Consider the following 23,938-nt stretch of genomic DNA (forward strand, 5'->3'; position numbering starts at 1 on the left):
GTGAACGATATTCCTGTGCGCATGCGCCAGACTCGCATGCGAACGCAACAAAGGGAATCCCGAACCGGACTCTTATGTCAGGCGGAAACCACTAGCATGGCATTAGGGAAAACTGTCTATTTTCAGATGAACAGGTCAAAAATTGAGTATGACAAAACCCGATGCATATAAAGTGTCCAGCGTCGATATTCCGGAGGTTGTTAGCCAAAGGAAATCAATTCAATCCGTAGAAATTGGTGCAAGGGTGCTACTTTCTCTATTGAAAACAGACCCTGGTGGATCTTTTCTTCGCGATGTTGCGTCCCATTCTGGGCTGTCCCGCAGTCAAGCACACCGATATTTGCTTGCCTTCGTCAATGCCGGAATGGTAGAGCAGGATGCGTCCAGCGGCCGGTATTCACTTGGTACGCTTGCGGTACGCTTGGGGCTAGCGGCGATTGCAACGCTCGATCCATTGCGAATCGCCACAAGACACCTTGAGGGACTGCTGAATGAGTTGCAAACGACCGGGTTACTCAGCGTTTGGGGCGACTATGGGCCGACGGTAATTCGCTGGATTGACGGTGGCATCCCACTATTCACTTCAATGCATGTTGGATCCACTTTGCCGTTGCAAGGCTCCTCCACCGGCAGTCTTTTCCTAACCCATTGCCCACCTGCGCAGACTAGAGAGCGCATCGAGAGGGAAAGAGCCAAGGGGATAATCATTAAAGATGCCGATCTGTCCAAGGAAATCCAATCTGTGCGCAAACTTGGATATGCGAGAACATACGGCTCGGTAGTGCCAGGTCTTGCAGCGGTGTCAGTGCCGGTTTTCGACTCGCAGAATCGCTTGGCCGCGACGATGAGCGTTCTTGCTCGTTCACAGGACAAGACCTATTTCAGCGAGGCAAAGATCGCACGAATTATGGAGGCGGCGCGGCTGGCGAGCGAAGCGATCGGTTGGCCCGGCTCAACTTGAGCTTGTGTACCACCTTTTGCAATGCACTGCACAGTGAGAGCGGCACACCTTGAACTCTTGCTCGCTTGTTGCGGATAGATGACGCTCCGTGGTAGATTCAGGAGAGCAGGGTTAGATGAACCTCGAAAATCATGCGGCTGGACCCCGCACTGGTCGCCGGGAATTCATTGCCATGATGGCGATGATACAGGCGCTCCAGTCGCTTGCCTTCACCTCGCTGCTGCCGGCTCTCGGACATATCGCTGCCGATTTTGAGGTTGCCCAATCGAACCAGCGCCAACTGATCATCAGCGTTTTCCTGATCAGTTCGGGATTAAGTTCGCTGATACCTGGAACAATCTCCGATCGCTACGGGCGCAAACCAGTCCTGCTCGGCTACATGGCGTTGTTCGTCATCGTCAATGCGGTTTCGGCGTTGGTGCGCGACTTCCATGTGCTTCTGGCGCTGCGCGCGATATTGGGGTTCGCATCGTCCGGGCTGACGGTGCTGCCGCTGGCGATCATCCGCGATCGCTACGAAGGTGCCGGCATGGCCAAGCTGCAGGCGGTGGTGGCGATGCTGTTCATGGCGGTGCCGACTTTCGCGCCCAGCCTGGGCTATGCGATTCTCGAGCTCGCGGGATGGCGGGCGATCTTCCTGGTGATCGGTGCTTTGGCGCTGGCGTTCACGGGCTGGTTCCTGCTCAGATTGGAAGAAACCAACCCGAAGCAGAACCGGCAGTCGCAGCGCTCGGGCAACTTGCTGGGCAATGTTGCAACGGTGCTCGGGAACCGGATGTCGATCGGCTATGTCATTGGCATGTCCTTGATTTTCGGCGGGCACTTCGGGTTCATCAACAGTTCGCAGCAACTGATCGGCGAGCATTTCGGGGCAGGCTCGGCCTATCCGCTGATCTTCGGCTCGATGGCGGCGACCATGGCGCTGGCCAGCCTGGTCAATTCGGCGATCGTCGAGCGCTTTGGCACCCGGCGGATCGGCCATGCCGCAATTTTCTGCCACCTTGCGGCATCGGTGGGACAATTGCTCCTGGCCTCAGCTCCCGGCGAAACCCTGGTCCAGTTTGTCGTCCTCATGTCTCTCAACATGTGCCTGCTGATTACCGTCTTCGTCAATTTCACTGCAATTGCCTTGCAGCCTTTCGGGCATATTGCCGGCGCGGCCGCATCGGTTCAGGCATTCTTCCGGCTGGTTCTGGGGGCAGGGTTGGGCGGCCTGATAGGTTATGTCTACGATGGCACACCGCGGCCGCTCGCGATTGCGCTGGTCTTGGTCGGGTCGCTGACCTTGGCCCTTGTGCTTTATAGCGAACGGGGTAAGCTGTTCCAGCGCCTCAATCCGTCGAGCCGATAGGCGCTTGCCTCAGGACGAGGTTAATGGCTCCTCAACCGTTTCGGGGATGCCGGGCGCCGCAATATCCGAGACCATCCGCACCCCGTCGATCACGATCGGACTGGCGACCCCGGTTCGCTGGTCGCGCGTGATTGCCATGCCCCGCGCGATAACCTGCGGGTTGGCGAAGACATCGTCGAGTTCGTTGATCGGACCCGCCGGAACGCCGGCGTCCTCGAGCGCGTCGGCCAGCTCCTGCCGGGTCCAGGTTGCAGTCAGCGCTTCGAGCGCGGCCAGCAAGACCTTGCGGTTGCGAACCCGGCCTGGGTTGGTGGGAAAGCGGGCATCGCTATCAAGCCCGACGCCGAGCACCCGGCAGAGGCTGGCGAACTGGCCATCGTTGCCCACTGCGATGACCAGATCCCCGTCGCTGGTCGGTAAGGCCTGATAGGGTACCAGATTTGCGTGGCCGTTGCCGACCCGGCGCGGCACGGTGCCCGAGGTCATCCAGTTCAGCGCCTGGTTCGCCATGACGCTTACCTGAGTATCGAGCAGGGTCATGTCGATATGGGCGTTCAGTCCGGTTTCGTGCTGCCGGTTGATTGCGGTGGAGTGGTAATAGGCTGGGCCGAGGTTTTCGCCGCTGTCCGAGACGACAAATGGCGGGCCCCGGTGGCGGGTATCATCGCCGCTGACCGGGCGTTCGATCTTGATCACTTCGGCGCCAAGATCGGCCAGCAGCTGTCCGCACCATGGACCGGCCAGGATCCGGGCCAGCTCCAGCACGCGAACCCCGCTCAGCGGCTTGGCCATGCCACCGGCGGGGGGGACTCCCCACCATTTGACAAGTGTTGAGTTGCGCGGCGGTCCGCTTCGCGCAGCCGTAGGCTACGCTGCGCGGACCACCGCGCAACGGCTCGCTTCTGGAGAGATGAGGCGGTCAATCAGCTCTTCGGGCGAGGGACGGATCGAAGGCGGTTTGAGAGACCAGCATCTTGCAAGCGACAGCGATCAACCAATCGGCGACAGATCGCAATGCGCGTGCATGACCGTGTCCACGGGCACGAAGCGCAGCATATTTTTCTCGGCTCCTGGGGTCGTGTTGAACGGCGACACGAGCCCAGTGATCGACAGCGTTGCGCAGTCGTCCCTGGACCGCCTGCCGCATCAGGACCTCACGCTTCTTCCCGGATCGCTTGGTAATAGGCGCGACGCCAGACAGGCATCGCAAAGCATGATAATCTCGTCGCCGCAGAGCATCGGAAGCCTCTGCGAGCAGCGTGGCGAGAACGATTCTTCCGACGCCCGGCAAGGTTCGCAGGATCGCCACGTCACGCTGCTCCCCGAGCTGTGGTCCAGAGGGTTCCACCGGGACTGAAAGGGCTACTGTCAGCCTGTCGAGTTGAAGCTCTGCGGATGCGATCTGGTAATTGACCAGATCCAGTCGGGCAGCGACGGTTTCAAGTTGGCCCGTTGCGGCTGCAACAGTACCGGCCGCTACGGGGACCGGGATGGTGCGCAACATTTCGAGCACCTGTCGGCCATGCAAACGCCGGCTGCGGTATCGCTTAAGGAGTCTGGCGATGGTCGCTTCATGGACACGGGCAACCTTGGCCGGCGTCGGCACCAGCCGCCATAAAGCGAGGAACCAGGGCGCCGCGATGTCCTGCGACACTTCGAGCAATTGAGGATAATAGCGCCAAAGCAACTCACGCACGCGATGACCCAAGCGCGTATGGTCATGGTGCAACTCGTCCAGGATACGCGACCATTCTCTCAATTCGACGAGCAGGGGATCGAGCGTGAGCAGCGGCCGAAAGCAATGCGCGTCCGTTCGCAAGGCATCCGCCAGCACCATCGCGTCCCGGCTGTCGTCCTTTGCGCCCGCTGGAGAAAAGCGATCGCGAAAGCGATCCAGCTGTTTGGGATTGATGGCATAGACATGGAATCCGCGTTCCATCAGGCTTTCGACGACCGGACCGTGCGGCACCTCGATCGCGACATGAATATGATCGGGAACCCATCGGTCGCCGCCAGTATCCAGGTCGCGAGTTCCGTCAAACCCGCACCGCCATGCTCAAAGCTGCGTTCGCCGAGCTTGGAGCCATCGGCATCCGTCAATCGGACCTGGTGCGCCTGCGAGGCCCAGTCGACGCCCACAAACCATCGTCTTTCCTGATCCATAACTGTTACTCCCTTCCAGTCGGAGCCAGCCGCGATCTTCGTCTTTCCCTGTATTGGCGTTCACGACGCTTACTCCCTACGGGACGTCATCGCGGCCACCCACCGGGGCACAGGCCCCCCCCAGGTGCTCAAGGCGCAGGGGGGCGAATGGTAGCTCCCGGCAGGCTGGCCCGTCCGCAGCTTACAGCTAGACGGGCCTCAACGAGATACAGGGGGGAGGCGTCTGCCATCCGATCGTCGGCATCGTTTCAGTCCTCTGCTTGCCCGGCGATCCGGGCCGCCCATTCCTTGGCCATGTCGCCGGCCGCCTTAGCCAGCGCGAAGGCATCGATCCCGACCGCGATGAAGCGCGCTCCGCCATCGAGGAATTGCTGGACCAGGCGCTGGTCGCGCGACAGGATGCCGCAAGGTTTGCCGGTTGCCCTGATTCGGGCCAGCGCGCCCGCGGTCACTTCGGACAGGGCGGCGAAATTGCTTTCGCCCAGCAGACCCAGCGAGGCGGCCAGATCGACCGGGCCGACGAACAGCGCATCAATGCCGTCTATGGCGGCGATCGCCTCGATGTTCTCGAGTGCCTGAGCGGTCTCGATCTGGAGGATGATGCACAGCTGCCGGTTGGCTTCGGCGACATAGGCCGGGTAGCGCCCCCAGCGCGCGGCCCGGGCGCCGCCGATACCGCGCTCGCCTTGCGGCGGATAGCGTGCGGCCTTGACCAGCGCCGCAGCCTGTTCGGCGGTTTCGACCATCGGCACCATGATCGTCTGGGCGCCGAGATCGAGGATTTGGCGAATGCCGATCGGATCGTCGTTCGGAACGCGCACGATCGCCGAACAGGGCGGATTGGCGTCCACCGCGCGGAGCTGATCGGCGATGCCCGGCAAGGTCTGGGCGCCGTGCTCGGCATCCACCAGCAGCCAGTCGTAGCCAAGCCCGCCGCAGATTTCGGCGATGTTCGGGCTTGCCAGCGCGAGCCAGAAGCCGAGCTGCACCGGGCCTTCGCCCAGGCCTTGCTTGAAGCGGTTCGCAGGAGTCTTCATCGGTGCGGCTGCCTCTCAAACGAACCGGAAACCGATCGCGCCCATCGGCCCGAAATCGGCGTTGAAAACGTCGCCCCGCCGCGCTTCGACCGGACGGGTGAACGAGCCGCCCAGCACGACTTCGCCGGGTTCGAGCGCCTCGCCCCAGGGCGCCAGCCGGTTGGCCAGCCAGGCGATGCCATTGGCGGGGTTGTTGAGCACGCCCGCCGCGATCCCGGTTTCCTCGACCACCGCGTTGCGGCTCAGCATCGCGCCGATCCAGCGCATGTCGACCTTTTCGGGCCGCATCGGCAGGCCGCCAACGATGATGCCGGCGTTGGCCGCATTGTCGCTGATCGTGTCCTGCACCTTGCGGCGGGCGCCGGTCTCGGCATCCACCACTGTCGTGCGGCTGTCGATGATTTCAACCGAAGGGATGACATATTCGGTTGCCCGCAGGACGTCGAACACGGTGACATTCGGGCCTTCGATCCGGCGGGCCAGGACAAAGGCCAGTTCGACCTCGACCTTGGGGGTGATGAAACGGTCGCAAGGGATGTCGCCGCCCTGTTCGAACACCATGTCGTCGAGCAAGGTGCCATAATCCGGCTCGGTGATGCCTGCGACCTGCTGCATGGCGCGCGAGGTGAGGCCGATCTTGTGGCCATGGACCGTCCGCCCGCGCGCGAGCTTGAGATCGACCCATTGCTTACTGATCCGATAGCCATCGGCAATCGTCATGTCCGGATAGCGGGCGGTGAACTGGCGGATTGGCTTGCGGTTCTGCTCGGCGGCATCGAGTTCCCGCGCGAGCTCCGCGACTAGAGCAGGATCAAGCGTTGGTTGCGATTGACCGGGTCGAGCGCCGCGATTCGGGCTTGTCATATCCTCTCCCCACACCTTAACCTATATGCCAAATGCATTGCACAATAACGAATGGTCGTCTACCACATCCTGCGCCCTCCCAACGACCCCTGCCTTGATCGCAAAGGCGGCGGCGAATAGGCACAAGAGCAAACCTGCGGAGATAGAGGATGACCATCGACACAAGCGTGCGGGAAGAAAAGATTATGGGGCGAGGCCTGACTTCGCATACCCTTCTGGCCGGCGATCCGAGCAAGCCGGCGGTGCTGCTGCTGCACGGGGCAGGACCGGGAGCCCATGCCGGATCGAACTGGCTGCACCTGATGCCCGACCTGGCGGAAAACTTCTTCGTGATCGCACCGGACCTGATCGGCTTCGGACAGTCGGTCATCCCCGAACCCTGGCCCGACAATGTCATGGCCTGGATCGGTACACGGGTGGACCAGTGCTTCGGGCTGCTGGACACGCTGGGCATCGATAAAGCCCATGTTGTCGGCAATTCGATGGGCGGTGCGCTGACCCTGCAGATGATGAGCGAGGAGCCTGACCGGATCGACCGGGTGGTGCTGATGGGCTCGATCGGTGCGCCGGGCCCGAAGACGCCCGAACTGGTGCGGCTGCTGTCGTTCTATTCCGATCCGCGGCCCTCGCGCTATCGCCAGCTGATGCACAGTTTCGCCTATGACCCCGACAAGTTCGAAGGCATGGAAGAAATCGTCAAGAATCGCTACAAGATCGCCACCGATCCCGAGATCATGAAGACCGCGGTCAAGATGATCGATTCGATGAAGCAGGGTGTTGATACGCTCAACATGCCGCCGTCGATCCTGTGCAAGCTGCCGCACAGGGTGCTGATCTTCCACGGCCGGCAGGATCGTATCGTTCCGCTCGATACCAGCCTCTACCTGATCGAACACCTCAAGCATGCCGAGCTCTACGTGCTCGATCGCTCCGGCCACTGGTCGCAGCTCGAACGCTGGGATGTGATGCGACCGATGCTGGAGATTCACTTCGGCGCGCGTTCGTTCTGAGCGCAGGCGGCGGCATAAGTGCCGAGCGCTTGCTTTGCAGAGCCGGGCTGGGCAACCAAGGAAGTGAAGGGGTGGTCGGGCGTCTTGTCTGGCCACCCTTTCCGTTTGAAGGTGCCGCGCATGAATGAATCAGCAACCGATGCCGAAGCCTTCTGGGCGTTTTCGCTTGAGGTCTATGCCAAGCCGCAGGTGGCGGAACTGTGCATTGCCCTACAGGACGAATACGGTTTCGACGTCAATCTGCTGCTGCTGGGCCTGTGGGTGGCGGAGACGCAGCGGAAGGCGCTTGATGCCGAACGGATTCGTGAACTGCGCGAAGCCGTCGCGCCGCTCAACGACAACCTGGTGCAGCCGCTGCGCCGGGTCAGGCGCTGGGCCAAGCCCTCCGATCCCGTTATCGAAACTGCGCGATACAAGCTTTACGGAGCTCTCAAGCAAGTGGAATTGAACGCCGAACGTCTTGTCCAGGCGGCGCTGGTGGAAGCATTAAGGCCAGGTTTGGCGCGAGTCGATGAAATGCCAACGCCTCAAGCCGCGGCGAGGGCAAGCCTGGAGCGATACCGGCAGTTCCTTGAAGCGCCCGATGCCGCCGCCGTGCCGCTTGTGCAGCTGATCGTCAGGGCGCTTCCTTAGCCGGCATTGCCGGGGTCTGCGCGGGCGGTTTCGCATCCTTGATGTACGCGTAGATTTCCGCGATCTCGTCGTCGCTCAGTTCGGTCGGACGAAATGGCGGCATTTCGATCAGACCTTGGCGCACCACCGACTTCAGATAATCGAGTTCAAGATCCTTGCGGCCGATCAGTGCCGGGACCGGACGCTCCAGCTGTTCGAGCAGCATCGTGCCGGGATGGCCGGGCCCCGGGTTATGGCACCCGGCGCAGTTGAGGGCGTAATTTTCGGCGCCGTCGGGCTTTTCGGCATTCGGTGCCTTGCTGCAGGCTCCGAGAACAGCAACGAGCGACAAGACAGCCAGCTTTTTCATCATCTCTCCAACGCGAATAATTGCGGGACGGCTCAGGCGGAGGCGAACAGGGCCGTCGGGTCCAGCGCCTTCTTGACTCGCTCATGCAAGGTTGAAAGCCCCTTGGTTTCAAATGTCTTGCCGACCGTTTCGCGCATTCCGGGTTCGGCGATCGCCTGCCCGAAACCGGCTTCGGCCTGCGCCGCGATCAGGGCGGCGGCGCATTCGCGGGCGCGGGCGGCACTTTCGGCCTGCGTGGTGGCAAACGGCAGGATCTGCCTATGATCGGCCGAACGCCAGATCGCCACGGTTTCGCCGAGATAGTCGAATTCGTGCTTGGCGCAGATGTCGCGCGACAGCTCGTAGAGCCGCAAAGCCTCCTCACCGTCAACGGGGCTCACCGGGTTGGCGGAAACCGCCTGATCGCCGCTCCATGCCGGCACGCGCGCACGCGGTTCTGCCACCACGCCGGTCATCGCGCCCATGCGCCACGCCCACAGGCGGGGATCGATGCCCTTGCCGTCGGCGATCACCCGAGCACCGGAGATCGACGAAAACGCCCCCTTGACCATATCCCACAGGATCGGGACATTGCCCGGCAAGCCATAGAGCGCGCCATAGAGATTCCAGTGGCCCAGGCCCAGCGCCTCGCCCGCAGCGGTTACCGCGCTGGCTGTCATCGGCCCCTTGCCATCATAGTCGCCGCGCTTTTTGCCGAGCAGGGCGGCTTCGTGCAGCGCGCTGCCGACCGCGACGCCATTGGCCACGACCATGTTGAGCTTGAGCGGCCCAAGGACGTCGAGCAGATCGGCCAGCTGGTCTTCCTTGGGCACGGTCACCATGAAGGTCTGGTGGGCCGGCGGTTGCGGCATCATCCACATGCCGACCTTGGTCGGCACCGCGAAATCCGATTGCGTGAACAGGCCATCGACCCAGGGGCCGTAGCCGAACTTGAACAGTTGCCAGCAGGTGCTCTTGGGCATGGCGCCCATGCCCGTCCGCACAAGCTTTCCGTCCGCGAGCATGACCTCAAGCCCGCACTGCATCAGGAAGTGATCGGAGTAGGGGGTGTAGCCGGGCTGACGATGGACGAAGCTTGCGGCCACACTGGCGTCGGGGTTGCCGCCATGGTCGATCCACAGCTTGATGCCCTTTTCCTTGATATGGGCATCGAGCTGGCGGAAGGTCACCCCCGGTTCAACCAGGCAATAGGCCAGGGCCTCGTTGACCTCGAGAATTGCGTTCATGCGCTGCAGATCGAGGATGATGACCTTGTCCAGCCCTGCCTTTTCGAGGCCGTGGGCGCCGTTGCACACGGGTTGCAGCACACCGCCGGCGGTTCGCGCCGCCTCCAGTGCCTTGGCGAGCTGGGTTTCATCCGCCGGCAAGACGATGCCAAGCGGTGCCGCGCCGCTGATTGCAAAGCGGGCCAACGCCTGAGGGGTGCGATCGACTGCCGCAGCGCCGATCGCAGCTTCCACCGCGGTCAGCGCGGCCATCTGGCGAGCTTCGTCTGTCATGGGTCCTGTTCCGCCTGTCTATTGCTGGAGAATCTTCACGTAACGATCGAGATTGGCTGCATCGACGGCAAAGTCCGCCGAACGAATCCCAATGTCGATGGCGCTGGCCGGTTCGCTGTCGCGCCACGAAAAACAGCAAGTCGGGCAGCGGTGGATGGTCCACACCACCTTGCCGCCTTCCTTGCCTTGATAGTCATCGAGGGCGCCGCCGGTCGCGCAGCGCGGACAGACCGTCTTGCTCATTGCAAAGCTCCCAGTTGCATGGCCCGGATCTTCTTGCTCAGCTCGTCGATGTCCCGCCCGGTCGGAGGGGTGACCAGATGCGCCTCGCCGACCGGATCGGGAGGCAGGTAGCTGGTCGCGTCGATGATCAGGCGGTGACCCTTGCCGGGAACGACGGCCGAGGGATCGATCGGCACCGCCGGCATGTTGGGCAGGACAATGATGTCGTCGGCACGGGTGCGGGTGGAAAGCGCCCACATCACCTGGTTGAGATCGAACGGATCGACATCGGCATCGACCATGATCAGGTTCTTGAGATACATCACCCCGTGCGGAGTGCTCAGCGCGCGCAGCGCGACCGTCTTGGCAAAGCCCGCCATCCGGTTCTTGACCGAAATGATTCCGGTCAGCCCGTGCTGGTACAGCGCGTTGACCGCGGTGACTTCCGGAAAATTCTGGCGCAGCTGCGCATAGATCGGGGCTGAGGTATGCAGGCCGATCAGGGTATCGTGTTCGGTCCAGCCGCGGCCGATATAGATGTTCTCGAAAATCGGGTTCTTGCGGTGCGAGATGGCCGTCACTTTGAAGATCGGCGCCTTGCGGACCCCGCTGTAGGAACCGGGAAACTCGCCGAACGGACCTTCCAGGACCCGTTCGCCCAGTTGCATTTCGGCTTCGATCACTATCTCGCTGTCGGCGAGGATGTCGATGCCATTGCCCGACTTGGTCAGCCGGATCGGCGCGCCCATCATCGCCGAGGCATAGGAATATTCCGATTCTTCATAACCGATCGGTGTCGCCGCGAACACCGCCAGCCCCGGATGGTTGCCCAGCATGACCGCGATCTTGAGCGGCAGGCCGGTACGTTCGGCCGCCATGATCTGCCGGCCCATGTCGTGCGACGGGATGGTCATCAGGGTGAAGCTGTCGGGACCTTGCAGTTGCAGCCGGTAGATGCCGACGTTCTGCTTGCCGAAATTGTCTAGGTCTTCCGGATCGCGCGACGCCACCGATGCCTTGCCGAGGTAGAAGCCGCCATCGTATTCGTTGATGCGGTAGACCGGCAGCACGTCGTAGAGGTTGATCCCGCTTTCGATCCGGCATTCATGAACCGGCGCCCGGGCTTCGGGAACGGTGCTGATCTGCGCCGCCGCATCGCCCCAGCGCCCGGCGATCTCGAAGAACAGTTCGCGGATTGTCGTTCCCTTGGGGCGGCCGAGCAACAGCGCGATATTGTCCCACGAACCGTGCACGCCGACCGCGGTGCGCTTTCCGGGGTATCCGGCAATGTTGTCGAACACGATCGCTGGCGCGCCGTTGGCGTCGCGCGATGCGGCGACCGCGATGTTGCGCACGTCGGGCTCGGGCATCACCCGCTCGCTCCAGGTGATCGCCTGTCCGGCATCGCCCAGCAGTTCGAGGAAGTCCCGCAGCGAGGTGATGGACCGCGATTGCTTGGCCAGATCCTGCATCATCAGTTCCCTTCAGTCAGACCAGCTCAATGGCCGCCTTGGCCGGCGGTGGCCGTCTGGACGGTCACCCATTTCCACTCGGTCATGATTTCCAGATCGGCCTCGGTGCCTTCACGCCCGAACCCTGAAGCCTTGGTGCCGCCAAACGGGACGTGCGGTTCGTCGTGGAGGGTCGGAGCGTTGATATGGACCATCCCCGCCTCGGCTTGCTGGGCAAAGCGCAGGGCCTTGTCGATATCGCGGGTGAAGATCGACGCGCTCAGGCCGTATTCGGTGTCGTTCGCCAGGTCGATCGCTTCCTCGAGCGCGTCGAATGGATAGAGCGAAGTGACCGGACCGAAGGTTTCTTCGGCAAAGACCGTCATCTCTGGCGTCACGCCGCTCAGCACCGTGGCCGAGCAAAGGTTGCCATTCCATTCGGCCCCTGCAAGAATTACCGCGCCCTTGGTGCGGGCATCGTCGATATGCCGGCGGACTCGATCGCGTTGGCGTTCCGAAATGATCGGTCCGAGCATGGTGGTGGGCTCGCGCAGGTTGCCGCCCTTGGCCTTGGCCGTCGCGGCGGCGAAGGCCTTGGCAAAGGCGTCGAAGATCGGACGTTCAACGTAGATCCGCGATGCCCCCATGCAAACCTGGCCCTGATACATGAAGATGCTGAACAGCGCGGCACCGACGGCCTTTTCGAGATCGGCATCGGCGCACACGATCAACGGGCTCTTGCCGCCGAGTTCGAGTGTGTACTTCTTGAGGTTCCGGCCGGCGATCCCGGCGATGTGCTTGCCGACTCGCGACGACCCGGTGAAGGTTATCGAGGCAACCTTGGGATGACCGGTCAGGGCATCGCCGATTTCCGCGCCGTTGCCGTAGACGATGTTGAACAGCCCATCGGGCACGCCGGCGTCGCGCCACAGGGCGGCGAGCAGATCGGCGACCTTGGGGGCGGCTTCGGACGGCAGCAGAACGAAGGCGTTGCCGGTCGCCAGCGCCATCGCAGATTGCTTGATGCCCTTGATCAGCGGCACGTTGAACGGGGTAATCCCGGCGACTACCCCCACCGGCTGGCGCAGGCTCATGCTGAAGCGGCCCGGCGTGTCGGAGGGAATTGTCTCGCCGCGGACCCGCCGCGGCACTCCGGCCGCAGCGCGCAGGAAGCTCACCGCGAACCGCGTCTCGAACCCGGCCTTGGCGGCGGGCGAACCGATTTCGTCGATCAATACCTCGCTGAACAGCGCGGCGTCGCGCTCCATGATTTCAGCGGCCTTGACCATCCAGCCTTCGCGCACCGCGGCGGGCAGATCGCGGTGCTGGCGAAATGCCCTGTCGGCGGTCTCCACAGCACGATCGACGTCGGCGGCCGTGCCCGCCGCAACCCTGGCGTAAACGCTGTCGTTGACCGGATTGAGGTCGTCGAAATAGGTGCCGCTTCCAGGCGCTACCGCCACGCCGCCAATCCAGTGATCGAGGTTCTTCATCTTGCTAGTATCCTTCAATCAGATTCCGGCGCGGTCACGCGGTTGTGCGCATCGCCTTGGGCCAGATGCCCTGCTTGCCAGGAGAGAGAATGCCGTTGGGATCGAGAACATCCTTGAGGCGGTGGTGGAGATCCCAGAGTGCGCCGTCGTTGTGTTTGTAGGTCCTGGCGATCTGATCCATGAAGGCGAGGTGCGTGCGGTATTCGCCGAACCCCGCCTCCGCAGCCTCGTCGACCAGCAGGCCGAACAGGTCGTAGGCGCTCTTGCGCATCGTCTCGTCGGCGCGGTCGTACATGATCATCAGGATGTGATGCATGTCGCGCCAGCCGACCAGGAATTCGCCGATGTAGTCGAAGCCGTGATCGTTGCAGCGCTGCTTGATCAGCTTGTATTGGGCAAGTGCTTCGGAACCACTGGGCGCCGAGATCGGCGAAAAGTTGATGTGCCCGCCGCCGCCGATCCAGTTCATGATGCTGAATTCGGTCATGTTCGGCTCGCCGCGCATCAGCCGTACGCGATAGTCCCAGGCCGGATCGTTCTTGCGATCGAAATGGACCTTGGCGCCGGGAATGCTCATCAAGGCATCCTCCACCACCTTCCAGTTGTTCTCGATCACCGGCGGCGGGCCGTACAGCGCGCCGTAATAGTTCCACATTCCCAGATCGTGGTCCGCGGCGATCTTGGCACGGATCGACGGCGGCAGCGGGCCCTTGCCATCGTAATAGTGGCGCCGCGTGGTCTTGGCCGAGGCCTCCCACAGCAGATCGACCGCAACCGCCGCATTCGGGATGATCTGGTTGACCTTGAGCGCCCGGGTGACCTCGAAGATCGCCTCGAGATCCTCCTCCTTCTGGTAGGTGATCATGAAGGGCTTGTAGCCCGGCGGTTCCGGCATCAGCCAAATGCCCATCTTGGTCACCACGCCGAAATTGGATTGGGTGAACATGCCGTCGAAATGCGGGCCGGCCACGTGCTTGGTGACTTGCCAATGCTTCGATCCGGCAAGTGCGCCCTGGCCGGTGCGGACGATTTCACCATCGGCCAGAACCACTTCCATGCCGCACTGCATGACAAAATGGTCGCCATAGGGGGTATAGCCGGCGCCATGCTCCAGCGCATTGCCCATCACGCCGCCCCAGGCTGGTGCGGCAGGATCGATCCACAGCTTGCTGCCGATCTGGCGCAGATGGCGGTACAGCTGCATGTAGGATACGCCGGGCTCGACCAGCGCGTAGCCATATTTCTCGTTGACCTCGATCACGCGGTTCATCCGCCGCAAGTCGAGCATGACATAACCGGATTTGCGCGGAGCCGGGCCACCATAGGCAAAATTGCGGCCGGTCCCGATGGTCCAGACAGGGATCTTGTAGGCGTTGACGACTGCCAGGATCTTCTGGATTTGCTCGACACCGTCGGGCGCAACAGCGGCGGACGGCAGCATTTCGCCATCGGCCAGCGGAGAATAGGCGTCCCGGTAAGCCGAAAGCGGAAGCTCGTCGAGGAATACCCATTGCTTGCCGACAACCGCGGCAAGCTCGTCGAGCGCCTTGTTGAAAGTGGATGCGTCGACACCCTGGGGAACAATGCGGCTCAAGACAGGTCTCCCCCGATTTCATAAACCCAGGAGGCCAGCAGTCCGGGGCTGCCGGCCGCGATATCGCACGAACCCGACTGACAGGTGTTCAAGCGAGCTTCGGTTGGGGCACCGAGCGCGTCGCGAACCAGGTGCGCGACGGCCACCGGCCATGCCGCCGCGGCGCCTTGGAGCAGTTGCGCCGCGCCCTCGGTCCGATGCTGCCAGCGTCCGCCCGTGTAATGGTGCCGCCACAGCAACGCCGGGCGGGCGCCGCGCTCAACCAGGACCTGTCCGGCGATCATGGCTGCGGGATCCGAAGTCAGGCCAACGATCAGGCCATCGGCATCGTCCAGTTCGTGCAGAAGGACATTGAGCGACCGGTCAAGCCGGATGGTCCGGCCAACCACGCCGCTTTCGGCAAGCGTCGCCGCGAACATCCGGCTTTCCGGCGACGCGCTTTCCTCGATCACCGTCACCCTGCGTGCGCGGGCCGCCGCCGCTCCGGGCAATACGCCAAGCCCGGCCACGGCTGCGCCCAGCGCTCCGGCTCCCAGGAGCTCGCGTCGCTTGATATCCCAAGCCATCATGCCTGCCTTTCGATCTTCAGCGGCGCCGGTTCGGCGACCGCACTCTCGGTGGAAAGTCCCTGCCAGCGGCCCGCTGCGTTGCGATGTATGTCGAAGTGATCCAGCACCCGTGTGCAGCTGTGATCGACGATGTCCTGAAGGCCTGCAGGACGGGCGTAGAATGCCGGGACCGGTGGAAAAATGACCGCGCCCATTTCGGTGCAGGCGACCATGTTGCGCAGGTGAGCCAGGTTGAGCGGCGTCTCGCGGGTCATCAGCACCAGCTTGCGCCGCTCCTTCAGCATCACATCGGCGGCGCGCGTGATCAGATTGTCGGACAGACCGTGGGCCACCGCTGCCAGAGTGCGCATCGAGCAGGGCGCTATCACCATGCCGTCGCACAGGAACGAACCGCTGGCGATGCTGGCGCCGACATTGCGGACGCTGTGCACCACATCGGCCGCACCTTCGATCAGGCGACGGCCGTCCGGAATTTCTTCGCGGATGTTGAGCAAGGCGGCTTGCGACATGACGAGGTGAGTTTCCCAGCCACCTTGTTCGCGGAGCATTTCGAGCAGGCGCTGCCCGTAAACCGAGCCCGTCGCTCCGGTTATGGCAACGACCACGCGCTTCATGGGCGGACTGCGCCGCCCGCGCGTTCCCTGCGTACTCCCGTCGCAACGTTCATGGCCGAATCCTTCTCCCTCAACCATTATGCAACAAATTGTACTATAAGCAACATGTAAGAGCACCTTGAAGCTATGTCCTTCGGGGCTTCTCCGCTTCAATCGCAGGCTGCGGCGGCAAGCCGAGACTTATGGCCTTGAGTTCCAGGAATTCGTCGATCCCGTGACGCGATCCCTCGCGCCCCAGTCCCGATTCCTTGACCCCGCCGAAAGGCATGGTTTCCGAAGAAATGATGCCGTTGTTGACGCCGACCATGCCGACCTCGAGACCTTCGGCAAGGCGCCAGAACCGGTCCATGTCGCGGGTGAATGCGTAGGCGGCCAGGCCCGAGCGGGTGCTGTTGGCCAGGGTCAGGGCTTCGGCCTCGGTTTCGAAACGGAAGAGGGGAGCGACCGGTCCGAAGGTCTCTTCCAGCGCCAGCCGCATGTCCGGGTTGGCGCCGGTCAGGACCGTGGGCTGGTGGAACAGCTCGCCGGCTTCATGGCCTTCGCCTCCCGTGACGATCCGGGCACCGCGCCCGACGGCATCGCCGACATGTTCGCGCACCTTCTGCAATGCCGCGGCGGTGATCAGCGGGCCCTGATCGGTCTCGCCTTCCAGGCCGTTGCCGACGCGGAAAGCCGCGACTCTGGCGGCCAGCGCTTCGGCGAACCGGTCATGGATGCCGTTCTGCACCAGGATGCGGTTGGCGCAGACGCAGGTCTGGCCGGTGTTTCGGAACTTTGAAGCGATCGTGCCCGCCACGGCGACGTCGATATCGGCATCGTCGAACACGATCAGCGGAGCGTTGCCGCCCAGCTCCATCGACACCCGCTTGAGCGTCGTCGCGCACTGCGCGGTCAGCAGCTTGCCAACCGTGGTGGAGCCGGTGAAGGTGAATTTGGCAACGCCGGGATGGCTGGTCAGGACCGATCCGATCGCCGGCGCATCGCCTGCGATGACGTTGAAAGTGCCCGCCGGAACACCGGCCTCGAGTGCCAGCCGGGCCAGCGCGAAGGCCGTGAGCGGGGTCAGTTCGGCGGGTTTGAGTGTAACGGTGCATCCTGCGGCCAGGGCGGGCGCGACCTTGCGCGTGATCATCGCTGCGGGAAAATTCCATGGCGTAATCGCGCCGACCAGGCCCACCGGCTGCTTGAGAACCAGGACCCGGCGATCGCGTTGGGCGGGGATGATCTCGCCATTGATGCGCCGGGCTTCTTCCGCGAACCATTGGATGAAACTGGCCGCATAGTCGATCTCGCCCAGCGCTTCGGCGAGCGGCTTGCCCTGTTCGGCCGTGAGCAGCATTGCCAGATCGTTGCGGTTTTCGCGAACAAGCGCGAACCAAGCGTGCAGAATGGCGGCGCGTTCGGCGGCCGAATGGGCCCGCCATTCCCCGAAGGCTCTGGCGTTGCTTTCGACGGCGCGGTTCGCCTCGACCGCACCCAGGAGGGGGATTTCCGTCAGCGCCATCCCCGTCGCAGGATTGATCACGGCAATCGCCCGCTCGGTAGTGGCTATGGCCTCGCCATCGACGATCGGCAGGCCTGCAGCGAATTCGGGCCGGGACAAGGATGGCTGGGAAACAGGCATGGAGCGAAACCTTGGCAGTCGGTTGGGAAGTTCAAGGGATGCAAACGAAACGGGGCGGAACCGCCGGAGCGGATCCCCCCCAATCGATGGGGTGACCTTTCGGTCACCCCAGGCAGAGCCGTCAGTACTTGTAGGCGACCTTGAGGAACCATTCGCGCGGCCGCGAATAGGTTGCCTCGGCGACGCCGCCAACGTCCAAATCCACATAGCCGCCCTGGATGTAGCGCTTGTCGGTTAGCCCGTCCTATTCACCGGACCGGGTCTGGCGGGTTGGCGGGAGTGGCATAAGCCTCTGATCTGAATTAGGAACTGGGTGTCGAAGCCGAACCTGCCGCAGGGCAGAAAATGCCACAGGCCACACCCGCCATGAATGACGATATCGCAAGCACATTCCGATTCCCAGCGGTCGGGCGCAAGAAAGTCACAGCCGCTTTCGACGGTGGCCGGCTGACATCGGACGGCGGTGTCCTGCTGCTGGCGCAGGCCGAGCGCACGATGGGGATCTGCCATCGGCTTGCGGCTTGCATTGCCGACTGGCGCGATCCTGCGCGGGTGGTTCATCGCCTCGACGACATCCTGCGTGCCCGCGTGTTCGCGATCGCCTGCGGCTATGAGGACGCCGATGACCTCGACGCCCTGCGCGACGATCCGGGCTTCCGCCTGGCCCTGGGCAAGCTGCCGGGATCGGGCGTGGGGCTGGCCAGTCAGCCGACGATGAGCCGGTGGGAGAACGCACCGACCTCGCGCGAATTAGCCAGGATGATGGCCGCGATGATCGACATCTACTGCGCCAGCTATCCCGCCCCGCCGGCGGCGGTGACGCTGGATATCGATGATACCTGCGATGTCGTGCACGGTTATCAGCAACTCTCATTCTGGAATGGTCATCATGGCGAGCGTTGCTTCCTGCCGATCCATGTCTAAGACACGGCCACCGGCCGGCCGGTGGCGATGCTGCTGCGCACCGGCAAGACACCGTCGGGTGCCGAAGCTGCCGGCCACATCCGGCGCCTGGTGCGTCACATCCGCCGAAACTGGCCGGAAACGCACATCGCCATCCGCGGCGACGGGCACTATGGCCGGCCCGAGGTCATGGCCTTCTGCGAGGCGGCCAGCGTCGATTACGTGTTCGGCCTGCCGACCAACGCCGCGCTGCGTGGCGATCCGGTCATCGTCGCTGTCGCCGATGCCTGCGCGGTCAAGCGGGCTCAGCGCCAATACCCGGTCCTGCGCAGCTATGCCGAGACCCGCTACGGCGCGAAGAGCTGGAACTGCCAGCGCCGCGTCGTCGCCCGAATCGAGGCCAGCACAATGGGCATGGACATCCGCTATGTCGTCACCTCGCTGGCCGACGGCTCGGCCGAGCACATCTACGACACGCTCTACTGCGCTCGCGGCAACGCCGAGAACCTGATCAAGCGGCACAAGACCCAACTCGCCAGCGATCGCACCTCGTGCCGCTCTGCCAACGCCAATCAAATGCGCCTCATCCTGCACACCGTCGCCTACTGGCTCCTGTGGCGTATCCAGCAGGAAATCCCAAAAGCCACCGCACTCGCCGCCGCCGAGTTCGCAACGCTGCGCCTGCGGCTGCTCAAGGTCGCTGCCCGCGTTATCGAAACCGCCACGCGCATCCGCGTCGCCTTCGCGTCAGCCTGCCCCGATGCCAGCGTGTTCAGAGCCATCGCCATCAGCCTCCGGCCAGCACCCACATAGCCAGCGCGGCGGTGCCGCCGAACCCCCGAGCCCAGTCCATCAACCTCGAAAAGCCCATTGCTCCTGCCGCGGTGAAAAACGCCGGCGAAGCCGCTCGCCCTGATCACTGGGCCACCGACAGATCGAGGCCAGACGAACCCGGAGCGGCGTCATCATGAATAGTGCGGGTTAGGTTCGTGACACCTGCCGTTACCGTGAAGTGGTCGCTGGCGTCGGTGAACGAAGCGCTGGCGCCGAACACGCTATAGGCGGGTTGATACAGCTGCGGGCTGTTGATGGCATCCTTGAAGGTGACGCTCTGATGGTACCAGTCGCCGCGAAGAACGAACTTGCCCTTGTCGCTCTCGTAAACGGTCGCATTCGCGGCGATCGTCGCTGTCCATTCGGGCACGAACGCAAACTTGGAGTTCACGTTTACCGGGAAAGCACTTGGATCCACCGAACGATAATAGGCATCGAGGTAACCGACACCATAGTCGATCCTTAGCCAGTCGGTCGGGGCGGCCTGGCCTTCGATCTCGAAGCCCTTGATCCGGCCCACACCCCCGTTGCGAACCTTGGGCGCGATACCCTCGTTCACGACGATTTGGATGTCGCTGTAGTCGGATTGGAACAGCGCGATGTTCATGCGCAGGCGCCGGTCGAACAATTCGGTCTTGAGGCCGACTTCGTAGGATTCGACGAATTCCGGGGTGAAAGCAGGGGTGACGAGTTCGCCCGGGAATATACGCTGGCTGAAGCCGCCATTCTTGAAGCCCTTGGAATAGGACGCATAGCCCATGATGTCGTCGGTGAACTGATAGTTCACCGAGACCGCCGGGGTCCATTCCTTGGCCTTGGCGGACACCTCGACCGCGGGCAGATTGTGGTTGCCGCCAGGATTGGTCGCCGACGGAACACATGCCGGGTCAGGGAACCCGTTCGGCAGCAGCTGCGGCGCTGGCTGGCCGACCAGGCAGCGGCTGTACTGAATGAACACGCCATCAGGATAGGGTGGGAGAAGACCCGCGGTGAAATCGCGATAGATTACCTGGGCCGAAGGGTCGAAACGCTTGGTTTCGTTGGTGTAGCGGATACCTGGAGTGATCGAAAGCTTGTCGGTGACCTTGTAGGTGAACTGCATGTAAGCTGCATAGCTGTCGTTGTTGATTTTGCCGCCGCTTAAAAAGTTCGCGAAACCGAACCGCAGCGGTTCGATGTCCTGGCCCTTTTCCTTCAAGTAATAGGCGCCCAGAGCGAACTTGAGCCTGTCGTCGAACAGGTTACCGTTGAGCTGCAATTCCTGCGAAGCTTGCCACAGGTCGATGTTGTTGGTCAGCTGCAGCACTTCGTGCGGAGTCACGTCGAAGTCGTATTCGATGACCGACTTCTGGTCGCGGTACGCACTGATCGACTTGAGTGTCACGCCGCCGAAATCATACTCGAGCGTCAGATTAGTACCCCAAAGGTCGAAGTCGGAACGGTTCGGACCTCCGGCCCAAGTCGTATCGATATCGCCCGTTACCCATCGGGAAGAAACGCAGTTCGGATTGCTCACCGGCGCCAGTTCACCCGGGGCGCCACATTGTCCAGCGCCACCGCCCAGCTTGTTGTAACCGAAGTTTGAGCTAGGGAAGGCAACTTGACGGCCGTCAGGCAGATTCACGATTTGCAGAAGATCGGGTGAGTCCCGGTTTTCGATAAGATAGATAGCTGCCTGTTCTTCGCGACGAATGTTGACGTCGGCGGCGAGAATTGCCTTGAAGTTGTCGGTCGGTTCCCACTTGAAGGCGACGCGTCCAGAGAAGCTGTCCTTGTTGCCCTGTCGTCCGCCGTCGAACAGGCGGCGCTGGTAGCCGTCGCGGGTTTCGTAGGACGCCACGGCGCGCATCGCCAGCGTATCGCTGATCGGGATATTGACGATGCCCTTGATATCGGCACGGTTGAAGCGTCCGGTTGCGGCTTCGAGCTTGAGTTCGAAGTCATTCCCGGGTTCGTTGGTATTAACAATGATCGCGCCGCCAATCGTGTTTTTGCCGAACAGGGTGCCCTGCGGACCGCGCAGGATCTGGACGTTCGAAATGTCCGCCATGTCGAGCAGGCCCCCGACCGAACGGGCAACATAGACGCCATCAACATAGATGCCGACACCGGGATCGACGGTGATGTTGAAATCCGTTTGGCCAACGCCGCGGATAAAAGCGGTGAGCGAGGCGCTGGAGCCAGAGATGTTGCCGACGGGTTGAATGTTCACATTGGGCGCGAAGGACGCAACCTGCGCGACGTTGGCAATTTGTCGGTCTTCGATCATTGCACCGCTCATCGCGGTAACCGCGATCGGCGTTTCCTGGGCATTCTCCTCGCGCTTGCGCGCGGTGACGACGATAGTGTCAAGACCGCCGGTATCCTCGTTCTCCTGCGCTGCGGCACTGGCTTGTTTGGCGTCCTGCGCGAAAGCGTTGGTCGGAGCAAAGGCAAGGCAAGCAAGCACAAGGCTGCTGCCAGTAAGCAGCCATTGCTTGCCGCTGCCCGTGTTGTACATCATAGACATGCATATTCTCCCTTGAGTTTGATTTGGATCGCGGTTCCGATCCATTTTCCCACCTCGTTTTAAAACCTGACTTCAACCGTCCCACCGATCTTGCGCGGCTGCTCGTAGAAACCATCGGTCGATAGCGCGCCGGGGCGCATCGTCTGGAACACTTTTTCGTTGGTCAGGTTGGTGGCCCACAGAGAAACTTTCCATTTCTCGCTCTCGGGCGTCCAGCCAATCGACATGTTCGACAAGGTATAGGCACCTTGCGAGAAAATGTTGGCGAAGTCGTAGTAGAGGCGCGAACTGAAAGAGAGGTTGCCGTTGATGCTCAACCGACCGCCGCCCAGATCATGCCCACAGTCAAAGCCGACGTTGCCTGACCATTTCGGTGCACGAGTCATGACGTTGCCCGAAGCATCCAGCGTTACGACGGTATTTCCGCCGTCAGCCCGCGGGAGAAAGCCTTGGGCGGCCGTGAAATCCTTGTAGCGCGCGTGGGTGTAGGCTAGCGCCCCGCGCAACTTCAAATCTCTGGTGGGTGCAACGGTCAATTCCAGTTCGCCGCCATAGATTTCCGCATTGGCGGCATTCTGGAGAATGTATCCCGCGCCAAGCGAATCCTTCGACTGCAGTTGAAGGTTTTTGTAATCGTAGTAATAAGTCGCAAGGTTGACCCGCAGCCAATTGAGCGGATCCGACTTGATACCGAATTCGGCGGCCTTGATTTCCTCCGGTTCGACCGGCACGTTGCGGGTGCTCGCCATATTGTAGACACCACTCTTGAAGGCGGTGCTCCAACTTGCGTAGACGTTCGTGGTGTTGCTAATTTCGTAACGAAGGCCGACTTTGTAGTTGAACTTATTGAACGTCCGATCGACGTCGTTGACGACTAGGGTGCCATTCACCGTTTGCGAGAACTCGCGTTTTTCCGTGGTGTAACGGCCACCGAGATTCACGAACAGGCCGGGCGTGGCCTCATAGGTCGCGTCCGCAAAGCCCGCGAAGGACCGACCGCCGAGATCCGGCTCAAGCGTCGGCCCGGCTAGGGGGAGAGTAGGATTCGCGGCCGTCCAGGGCTGGAGGAAGGAACTGCCACCGAACTGGTAGAAATAGCCGCCTACGAGCCATTGGAACGGCCCGGGGTTCGACGAGCTGAGCTTGATTTCCTGACTGCCGGATTCGGAGCGGAAGATCGCTGGAAAATTCCCTAGTCGCAGATTCGAGGCATCCGAATCCGTAATCTGGGTCCAGCGCAAGTTCAGGAAACCGCTGGTGGTTTCCAGGTTGACTGCGACCAGTTCGAGTTTGGTGTGCAGGGCGAAGGTCCACCGCCGAAGGTTCAGCACGGGCGCCTCGGCCAACGACGCTTGCCAGGGGCCCGTTGGCAGGATGACGCCAGGAAACCGCCGTCCAGCAGTGTTGCCGTCGACCGGCTGGGGCGAATTGGTGGTGCTCTGCTGATCGAAGAATTCGCCGGTCAGGACAACCTTGAAATTGTCCGCAGGCTTGAACAGAACCTTGCTGCGCAGGTCGATGACCCGCTGATCGCCAAGCGTTCCACCACGCACCAGATCGTCAATATAGCCATCGTTCTTGCGGAAGAGGCCAGATAGATCGATCGCGGCCTTTTCGCTGATCGGGCCGGTCACATAGAGCCGCGCGTCATAGTCGCCCGCTTCGCGCCGCATCCGACCGACCCGCAAGGAAGCCTTGCCCCGGAAATCGAAGCTGGGGTCCGGCGTGATCACATTGATCAGCCCGCCCGTCGCATTGCGACCAAAAGTGGTGCCTTGCGGACCGCGCAGCACCTCAACCGGCTCGACCTCGACCAGATCGATTCAGTTTGCGGCAGATTCGGGCTGATAGACACCGTCGATGTAGGTGGCGATATTGGGTTCGTCGCCAATCGAGATGCCGGTTGAGCCGACACCGCGAACCACGGGCTGGAAGACACCCATGTTGCGGCTGCCTACAAAGCCAGGCACCAGCTGGGTCAGCGTCCTTACTGTTGAGACGTCGGCCGATTGCAGGGCATCTCCGCCCAGCGCTGTGACGGCCACGGGCACCTGCTGCAATCTTGCTTCGCGGCGGGTCGCAGTGACAACGATATCTTCGATACCGGTCGACGCCTGCTCATCTTTGGGCTGCTCGGCTGTTGTATCCTGAGCGAGCGCGACACTAGTGGATGGAATCTAACGCTTGGTGCCCGCGCTTGACGGCGGCGATGATTTTGTCGGGATCGGCGGCCCAGGTGAAGGGCTTGGGCTGCTGGT

21 protein-coding genes and 1 pseudogene are annotated in these 23,938 nt (G+C 62.2%); 5 read left to right on the forward strand and 17 right to left on the reverse strand.

All coding sequences use genetic code 11. The features are described from left to right. Window positions 1-148 precede the first annotated feature (148 nt). Both GGQ90_RS26875 and GGQ90_RS26880 read left to right on the forward strand, forming a co-directional pair. Window positions 149-961 carry an IclR family transcriptional regulator gene (locus tag GGQ90_RS26875; protein ID WP_188084447.1) on the forward strand — a complete coding sequence of 271 codons (813 nt, stop codon included), beginning with the start codon at window positions 149-151 and terminating at the stop codon, window positions 959-961. Window positions 962-1,076: 115 nt separating this feature from the next. Then, window positions 1,077-2,312: an MFS transporter gene (locus tag GGQ90_RS26880; RefSeq protein WP_246428465.1), complete on the forward strand. Its 1,236-nt coding sequence runs from the start codon at window positions 1,077-1,079 to the stop codon at window positions 2,310-2,312. Between the two features lie 9 nt (window positions 2,313-2,321). On the opposite strand, the gene GGQ90_RS26885 is transcribed toward GGQ90_RS26880, so the two are convergent. The 5 genes from GGQ90_RS26885 to hpaH form a co-directional block, all read right to left on the reverse strand. Continuing rightward, on the reverse strand, window positions 2,322-3,104 hold the full coding sequence (locus tag GGQ90_RS26885) for a CoA transferase (RefSeq protein WP_188084448.1): 783 nt from the start codon (window positions 3,102-3,104) through the stop codon (window positions 2,322-2,324). A 127-nt stretch (window positions 3,105-3,231) separates the two neighbouring features. Then, the gene (locus GGQ90_RS29765) at window positions 3,232-4,251 is read right to left on the reverse strand and encodes an IS110 family transposase (RefSeq protein WP_223178483.1); all 1,020 of its coding nucleotides are present in this window, start codon (window positions 4,249-4,251) and stop codon (window positions 3,232-3,234) included. After that, a complete protein-coding gene (locus tag GGQ90_RS29770; protein ID WP_052076710.1) occupies window positions 4,251-4,475 on the reverse strand; it encodes an IS110 family transposase in 225 nt (74 codons plus the stop codon). The genes GGQ90_RS29765 and GGQ90_RS29770 overlap by 1 nt, the downstream gene beginning before the upstream one ends. 248 nt (window positions 4,476-4,723) lie before the next feature. Then, on the reverse strand, window positions 4,724-5,512 hold the full coding sequence (locus GGQ90_RS26895) for an HpcH/HpaI aldolase family protein (protein WP_188084449.1): 789 nt from the start codon (window positions 5,510-5,512) through the stop codon (window positions 4,724-4,726). A 15-nt stretch (window positions 5,513-5,527) separates the two neighbouring features. Then, window positions 5,528-6,376, reverse strand: a complete 849-nt coding sequence (hpaH, locus tag GGQ90_RS26900; protein WP_188084450.1) for a 2-oxo-hept-4-ene-1,7-dioate hydratase — start codon at window positions 6,374-6,376, stop codon at window positions 5,528-5,530. A 149-nt stretch (window positions 6,377-6,525) separates the two neighbouring features. Here hpaH and GGQ90_RS26905 point away from each other — a divergent pair, with 149 nt between their 5' ends. Then, window positions 6,526-7,386 carry an alpha/beta fold hydrolase gene (locus GGQ90_RS26905; protein ID WP_130030112.1) on the forward strand — a complete coding sequence of 287 codons (861 nt, stop codon included), beginning with the start codon at window positions 6,526-6,528 and terminating at the stop codon, window positions 7,384-7,386. Window positions 7,387-7,506: 120 nt separating this feature from the next. Then, complete coding sequence (locus GGQ90_RS26910) at window positions 7,507-8,019, forward strand: TIGR02444 family protein (protein WP_130030111.1); 513 nt, start codon at window positions 7,507-7,509, stop codon at window positions 8,017-8,019. Here the strand turns inward: GGQ90_RS26910 and GGQ90_RS26915 are convergent. The 9 genes from GGQ90_RS26915 to GGQ90_RS26955 form a co-directional block, all read right to left on the reverse strand. Further along, window positions 8,003-8,368: a c-type cytochrome gene (locus GGQ90_RS26915; protein WP_188084455.1), complete on the reverse strand. Its 366-nt coding sequence runs from the start codon at window positions 8,366-8,368 to the stop codon at window positions 8,003-8,005. The genes GGQ90_RS26910 and GGQ90_RS26915 overlap by 17 nt on opposite strands. Before the next feature lie 32 nt (window positions 8,369-8,400). Next, window positions 8,401-9,867, reverse strand: coding sequence for an FAD-binding oxidoreductase (locus tag GGQ90_RS26920; RefSeq protein WP_188084451.1), 1,467 nt, complete (start codon window positions 9,865-9,867; stop codon window positions 8,401-8,403). 18 nt (window positions 9,868-9,885) lie between these two features. After that, window positions 9,886-10,110 carry a non-oxidative hydroxyarylic acid decarboxylases subunit D gene (locus GGQ90_RS26925; protein ID WP_188084452.1) on the reverse strand — a complete coding sequence of 75 codons (225 nt, stop codon included), beginning with the start codon at window positions 10,108-10,110 and terminating at the stop codon, window positions 9,886-9,888. Beyond that, window positions 10,107-11,564 (reverse strand): non-oxidative hydroxyarylic acid decarboxylases subunit C, encoded by a 1,458-nt coding sequence (locus GGQ90_RS26930; protein WP_246428466.1) that lies wholly within the window; start codon window positions 11,562-11,564, stop codon window positions 10,107-10,109. Before GGQ90_RS26930 ends, GGQ90_RS26925 begins: the two co-directional genes overlap by 4 nt. A gap of 23 nt (window positions 11,565-11,587) precedes the next feature. Beyond that, window positions 11,588-13,033: an aldehyde dehydrogenase family protein gene (locus GGQ90_RS26935; RefSeq protein ID WP_037513046.1), complete on the reverse strand. Its 1,446-nt coding sequence runs from the start codon at window positions 13,031-13,033 to the stop codon at window positions 11,588-11,590. Window positions 13,034-13,067: 34 nt separating this feature from the next. Next, window positions 13,068-14,474, reverse strand: coding sequence for an FAD-binding oxidoreductase (locus tag GGQ90_RS26940; RefSeq protein WP_246428467.1), 1,407 nt, complete (start codon window positions 14,472-14,474; stop codon window positions 13,068-13,070). Window positions 14,475-14,623: 149 nt separating this feature from the next. After that, window positions 14,624-15,196, reverse strand: a complete 573-nt coding sequence (locus GGQ90_RS26945; protein ID WP_230588704.1) for a hypothetical protein — start codon at window positions 15,194-15,196, stop codon at window positions 14,624-14,626. Further along, on the reverse strand, window positions 15,193-15,810 hold the full coding sequence (locus GGQ90_RS26950) for a UbiX family flavin prenyltransferase (protein ID WP_025548158.1): 618 nt from the start codon (window positions 15,808-15,810) through the stop codon (window positions 15,193-15,195). Before GGQ90_RS26950 ends, GGQ90_RS26945 begins: the two co-directional genes overlap by 4 nt. A gap of 124 nt (window positions 15,811-15,934) precedes the next feature. Beyond that, window positions 15,935-17,434, reverse strand: a complete 1,500-nt coding sequence (locus GGQ90_RS26955) for an NAD-dependent succinate-semialdehyde dehydrogenase (protein WP_037513043.1) — start codon at window positions 17,432-17,434, stop codon at window positions 15,935-15,937. Between the two features lie 366 nt (window positions 17,435-17,800). Between GGQ90_RS26955 and GGQ90_RS26960 the strand changes: the two are divergent. Then, window positions 17,801-19,150 (forward strand): annotated as a pseudogene (locus GGQ90_RS26960) (IS1380 family transposase). 103 nt (window positions 19,151-19,253) lie between these two features. On the opposite strand, the gene GGQ90_RS26965 reads toward GGQ90_RS26960, so the two are convergent. Genes GGQ90_RS26965 through GGQ90_RS29550 form a run of 3 tightly spaced genes read right to left on the reverse strand, consistent with a single transcriptional unit; the run spans window position 19,254 to window position 23,731 of the window. Beyond that, window positions 19,254-21,680, reverse strand: coding sequence for a TonB-dependent receptor (locus tag GGQ90_RS26965; protein WP_080727120.1), 2,427 nt, complete (start codon window positions 21,678-21,680; stop codon window positions 19,254-19,256). A gap of 59 nt (window positions 21,681-21,739) precedes the next feature. Next, entirely contained in the window at window positions 21,740-23,473 is a 1,734-nt protein-coding gene (locus GGQ90_RS26970) for a TonB-dependent receptor (RefSeq protein WP_155282121.1), read from the reverse strand. Window positions 23,474-23,503: 30 nt separating this feature from the next. Beyond that, window positions 23,504-23,731 (reverse strand): TonB-dependent receptor plug domain-containing protein, encoded by a 228-nt coding sequence (locus GGQ90_RS29550; protein WP_276207875.1) that lies wholly within the window; start codon window positions 23,729-23,731, stop codon window positions 23,504-23,506. Between the last annotated feature and the right edge of the window lie 207 nt (window positions 23,732-23,938).

It is taken from the genome of Sphingobium scionense (assembly GCF_014197035.1).
GTDB lineage: Bacteria > Pseudomonadota > Alphaproteobacteria > Sphingomonadales > Sphingomonadaceae > Sphingobium > Sphingobium scionense.